This is a genomic window from Hydrogenimonas sp., from assembly GCF_029933015.1.
GTDB lineage: Bacteria > Campylobacterota > Campylobacteria > Campylobacterales > Hydrogenimonadaceae > Hydrogenimonas.
Genome location: NZ_JAOZOZ010000108.1, coordinates 1 through 5,263, shown reverse-complemented (window position 1 = coordinate 5,263; position 5,263 = coordinate 1). Strand labels below are relative to the sequence as shown.

At 52.6% G+C, this 5,263-nt stretch carries 6 protein-coding genes and 2 tRNA genes; 2 read left to right on the top strand and 6 right to left on the bottom strand.

Annotated features, from left to right (window positions below):
• Positions 1 to 30: 30 nt before the first annotated feature.
• From Q1K23_RS07345 to Q1K23_RS07320, 6 genes are all read right to left on the bottom strand, one after another.
• Positions 31 to 204 (bottom strand): hypothetical protein, encoded by a 174-nt coding sequence (locus tag Q1K23_RS07345; protein ID WP_300363495.1) that lies wholly within the window; start codon positions 202 to 204, stop codon positions 31 to 33.
• On the bottom strand, positions 201 to 734 hold the full coding sequence (gene msrA, locus Q1K23_RS07340; protein ID WP_300363494.1) for a peptide-methionine (S)-S-oxide reductase MsrA: 534 nt from the start codon (positions 732 to 734) through the stop codon (positions 201 to 203). The genes Q1K23_RS07345 and msrA overlap by 4 nt, the downstream gene beginning before the upstream one ends.
• A gap of 429 nt (positions 735 to 1,163) precedes the next feature.
• Positions 1,164 to 1,331, bottom strand: a complete 168-nt coding sequence (locus Q1K23_RS07335; RefSeq protein ID WP_300363493.1) for a hypothetical protein — start codon at positions 1,329 to 1,331, stop codon at positions 1,164 to 1,166.
• Positions 1,332 to 1,357: 26 nt separating this feature from the next.
• Positions 1,358 to 2,815 (bottom strand): FAD-dependent oxidoreductase, encoded by a 1,458-nt coding sequence (locus Q1K23_RS07330; RefSeq protein WP_300363492.1) that lies wholly within the window; start codon positions 2,813 to 2,815, stop codon positions 1,358 to 1,360.
• 309 nt (positions 2,816 to 3,124) lie between these two features.
• Positions 3,125 to 3,201: transfer RNA gene (locus Q1K23_RS07325), tRNA-Met, on the bottom strand.
• Positions 3,202 to 3,212: 11 nt separating this feature from the next.
• Positions 3,213 to 3,287 (bottom strand) — tRNA-Gln (locus tag Q1K23_RS07320).
• 114 nt (positions 3,288 to 3,401) lie between these two features.
• Here Q1K23_RS07320 and Q1K23_RS07315 point away from each other — a divergent pair.
• On the top strand, positions 3,402 to 4,433 hold the full coding sequence (locus Q1K23_RS07315) for a bifunctional 3,4-dihydroxy-2-butanone 4-phosphate synthase/GTP cyclohydrolase II (protein ID WP_300363491.1): 1,032 nt from the start codon (positions 3,402 to 3,404) through the stop codon (positions 4,431 to 4,433).
• Between the two features lie 9 nt (positions 4,434 to 4,442).
• Positions 4,443 to 5,263, top strand: an 821-nt coding sequence (locus tag Q1K23_RS07310; RefSeq protein WP_300363490.1) for a hypothetical protein, incomplete at its 3' end; no start/stop codon positions are given.

Genomic DNA, 5,263 nt, shown 5'->3' with positions numbered 1-5,263 from the left:
CTCGAGAATTTCAAAACCTGATTTTGGGGATCAGGCCGGTTTCTCCTCCTCCTTTTTTTCCTGTGCCCTGCGCTCGATCTCTTTGAGAGCGAGCGAGCGCATCCACTCGGAGAAGTTGACACCTTTGTCCCTACAATATTCGCCGATCTTTTTCATCTCTTCCATCGTTACCTTCACTTCCAGATCGATCATCTTTTCACTCATTTGGCCATCTCCTTGAAATTTTCTCTGAACTTTTCCACTTTGGGCGCTACAACCGCCCGGCAGTATCCATGATAGGGATTTTTTCTGAAATAGTCCTGATGATACTCTTCCGCGGGCCAGAATTTCGTCAGGGGAACGATTTCGGTCACGATGGGAGCGGCGAAAAGTTTCTGGGCTTCGGCTCGGCTCTCCTCGGCGATTCTCTTCTGCTCTTCGTCGTGGTAGAAGATGACCGATCGATACTGGGTACCCACATCGGCGCCCTGACGGTTGGGTGTCGTCGGATCGTGGATCTTCCAGAAGATGTCGAGCAGCTCTTTGTAACTGACAACGGAGGGGTCGAAAGTGATCTGCACCACTTCCGCATGGCCCGTCTCCCCGCTGCAGACACTGCGGTAGTCGGGATTTTCCGTGTGGCCGCCGGCGTATCCGCTGACGACATTCACGACCCCTCTGACATCTTCAAAGACCGCTTCGAGACACCAGAAACATCCGCCGCCAAGGGTCGCTTTTTCGAGTTTTTCAGACATATCGTTTCCTTCGGCTGCCGACAACGAGAGAGAGATGGTCAAAAACAGAAGTGCGGCAAGTTTTTTCATGAAGCTATGGTAGTACGATTTTTATTAGCGTTCGCCGTGTTGTAGAGATTAGAACCCATCTCAAAAATCCCCATAAGCGGTAACGGAAGCGATTTTGCTTCCTATCGCGGCGGTTCGACGCAGGCGATGCCAAAGCATCGTCAAGGAGAACCAACAAAGAGAGGGGGCAAAATCGCTCCGCCCGTAAGGGTGGCACCCAAAAAGCACGCTGACTTCGTTGAAAATGCTCGACGATGCTTTGGCATCGCCTTGCGCTTTTCGCCTCGTCATCGCACCTTTTGGGTGCCATTCCCGCCCATGGGGATCTTTGAGATGGGTTCTAAAACCCAGAACAAAGGTGCCGAAGCACCTTTGCGGATATCAGTGGTGGGATTTGAGGATCAGTTTCGTCATACGAAGGTTGATGACGAGAAAGCGGATGATCTGCCAGAGTACGCAGGTCCGCATGAACTTGACGAGTCCTCCCGGAATCATCGTACCCGACTGCGGGCTGTAGGGGTCCAGATGCTCTACGTGTTGATGTGCCATATTTTATCTCCTTTCTTTTCTGAATTTTATTCGGGAATGATTTTCCAGCCAGGCTTGAGCTGCGCCTTCCACATAAACGCGTAGTGGAGGAAATGTTTGATCCAGTGGCCGGCCAGACCGATCTCGCCGGTCGTATAGCTCAGGTCTCGTCCGACACCCGGATACTTCTCGTAATCGGGAACGACCGGATAGACGGTCATGGAGACCGCTTTTCCGCTGAAAAATCCCGCGCCGGCCGATGCGACACAGGCCGCGCCCATTTCAGACATGCTGGCGGTGTGGGTCGGCTCTTTGGCGCCGTTGATCATGTCGCGGATCGACTGGGCGACCGCTTTGCCCATCATCGCCGAAGGCATACCGGTACGCGGAGGTGTCGGGTTGATCGGTGTGCCGTTGGGGTTTTTCATCGGCTTGGACATCAGGTGAGGCGGAGCGAAAGCGATGCCCACGGCGAACATGTTCTTGTAGTCGGGGTTCTGAAGCGTTCTCGGCCAGTCGGAGGCTTTCCACTCTTCGTAGGGCTTGCCGCTGTAGTCCGCATCGACTTTCATGAAGCCGTTGGGGGCGAAGACTTTGTCGGTGATGTCGGCGCCTTCCTTGTCGTAGGCTTTGAGGCCCACGCCGCCAAACGGAGGAATCAGCATCGCGAAGTCGAACTCCTGGAAGTCTGTGTCGCCGTCGAGGGTTTCGTAGTGGATCTTTCCCTCTTCGACCTTCGTGACGTGCGTACCCAGAATCCACTCCATGTCGTGTTCGGCGAAGAGCGATTCGGCGAAGATTTTCGAAGAAGCGATGTAGCCGCCGCGTTTGACGTGCATACCGCCCATTCCGAAGTCTCCAAGGAACGATTCGTTGGTGAGCCAGATGACTTCCGCCTTGTCACGGACGCCGGCGGCGCGCAGTTCGTGGTCGATGTTGAAGATGTACTCGAACGCCGCGCCCTGGCAGGTACACATACCATGCCCCGTTCCGATGACGAGGGTCTGCTTCTCGCCGGCTTTGAGTTTGGCGATGACTTTGTGCAGTTCTTCGTTGGCATGAACGGCGTGATCCGCCGTACAGACGGATACGGTGTGGCCGCCGTGGGGTCCGAGTCCTTCGGTCGCCGCGAAGTTGAGCTTCGGTCCCGTGGCGTTGATGAGATAGTCGTAGGTCAGCTCCTCTTTCTCGCCCTCTTTACCCTGACCGGTATATTCGATGGTGATGAAAGGAGTGTCGCTCTCTTTGCTACCCTCGGGGTGGATCGTGAGCGCTTTGGCCTGTCGGTAGTCGATGTTGGCCTTTTTATAGACAGGATCCAGATCGAAAACGACATCCTCTTTTTTCATGCGGCCGACTCCGACCCAGATGTTCGAAGGGATCCAGTTCCACTTGCTGTTCGGTGTGACGACGACCACTTCGTGATCGGCACTCAACCAGTCACGCAGAAACGTCGCCGCGGTATGTCCTGAAACTCCGCCGCCCATTACAACTACTCTTGCCATATTTTCTCCTTGGTGATTAACGATTCAATACCAGTATAATCCTATGTAATTAAATCCAAACTTAAATGAGCCTAAATTACCTAAATTTTACTTTTTAAATTGGATTTTTTTCATAAATTATTTAAATTACTGAATTGTTAATGGAGTTGAATTGATGAAGTTGATAATCGAAGTATCAGGCGATCACCCAATATCACCGAAAATATGGTGGGAACGTTGATGGTGTACGCTCGAAGGCTGAATAGTCATATCACTTTTTACTGAATGGATGATGGATGAACTCGTAAATTGAATTTGGAGGAATTTGATTGGTTGCGGGAGAGGGATTTGAACCCCCGACCTTCGGGTTATGAGCCCGACGAGCTACCAAACTGCTCTATCCCGCGACAGAAGAAAGTGGATGGGGTGGAGGGACTCGAACCCCCGAATGGCAGGACCAAAACCTGCTGCCTTACCACTTGGCGACACCCCAGACTTTGAGGAGCCTGTTGGCTTGTTTACGGGCAGAATTATAATGCAAAAGCAGGCTAATGTCAAGAGTTTTAGGATATAATTTTTCAAATTTCGAAACAGGACGAAAGAGACGATGCCAATCAAACGAGTACAACAGGCGATAGAAGACATAAAACATGGGAAAATGGTCGTCATGATCGACGACGAGGACAGAGAGAACGAGGGGGACCTGGTTTACGCGGCGACCTTCTCGACGCCCGAACACGTCAACTTCATGGCGACGGAGGCGAAGGGGCTGATATGTGTGGCCATCTCCAAAGATATCGCAGAGAGGCTGAAGCTGCAGCCGATGGTGCAGCACAACGACTCCCAACACGAGACGGCCTTTACCGTCTCGGTCGACGCGAGGGAAGCGACGACGGGGATTTCGGCCTTCGAGCGGGACATGACGATCAAACTTCTGGCCAGTCCCATCAGCACGCCGGAAGATCTGGTACGGCCGGGGCATATCTTCCCCCTGATCGCGAAGGAGGGCGGGGTGCTGGTACGCACCGGACATACGGAGGGCTCCGTGGATCTGTGCAGGCTGGCGGGTCTGGCGCCCAGCGCCGTCATCTGCGAAATCATGCGCGAAGACGGTCAGATGGCCCGCCGCGACGATCTGGAAGTGTTCGCCAAAAAACACGGCCTCAACATCGTCTACATCTCCGATCTGGTCGAGTACAGACTCCGCAACGAAAGACTCGTACGGCTCGAAGGGGAGGAGATCATCGACTTTTTCGATACGAAAGTCGAAAAGAGGGTCTTTACGGACCATCAGGGCAAACGGCATACGGCCCTCATCTTCTACAAACTCCACGAGACCGAAAATGTCAAATTTCATAATATAGGAAGAGATGTCGATCTCTTTTTGAACCAGCACCGTTACAGACAGCTCGTACACTCGATCGACTATCTCAAACACAACGGCGGTGTCGTCGTTTTCGTCGATGCGGACGATGCCGTATCGGGGGGCGATACGATGAAGGAGTACGGGATCGGTGCGCAGATACTCTCCGAACTCGGTATCAAGAACATCCGCCTCCTGGTCTCCAGCAAGGGGAGGGAGTTCGTCGGGCTCGGTGGTTTCGGTCTCGATATCGTCGAAGAGATCGAAGTGCAGTAAGCCTGGTCGATGCTTAGATTTCTGCTCTCACTCGTACTGCTTTGCATCCTGGGATCGGCCCAGGAGAGCAACGCGACGAAAGAGGGTTCATCCCCGTCCCTCAAGAGCGGCGAACGTCTGGACGAGGTGACCCACGAAGATATCGCCGAAGCGCGCAAAAACGTCCTGGAAAAGAGGGCGAAGAGTGCGGAGCAGAAAGAAGAGCTGAAACTGAAAAAAAAGGCGAGCAAAACGGATACCATCGTCGTCAAGGGTACGGTCCTGCAGGGACGTATCACCGAGTTGACATCCAAGTATGTGCAGTTTTCTCTCGTATACGGATCCGGAAGCATACGGATCGACTACAAAAACATCGAGCAGCTGACCACTGAGCACGAATACCATATCTTCTACAACGGAAAAGAGACGACGGGCCGTATCATCGGGATCGAGGACCACGCTTTTCTCATCGTCAAACACGACGAGATCAAGGAACTCATAAAAATCGAGAATATCGACCGGCTCATTTTATCGGTCAAAGAGAACGACACGATCGAAAATCGTCTTCGCAACATGATGCCCTACACCCGCGGCAGTTTCGATATGGGAATCGAAACGGAGACGGGAGTCAAGGACAAACGGAAGATTTCGATCGATTTTCATATGACCCGTAAAAAAACCAATCAACGCCAGATTCTGGATGTCCACTACGCCTATGAAACGACAACCACCGCCAGACCCGAAGGGAGTATCAAAAGCCTCGACAAAAAAGAGCTCTATATCTTTGGGGAAGAGAACTACCTGCTCGACAAAAAACGGTTCTATTTCGCACAGGCCGGATACGATTTCGA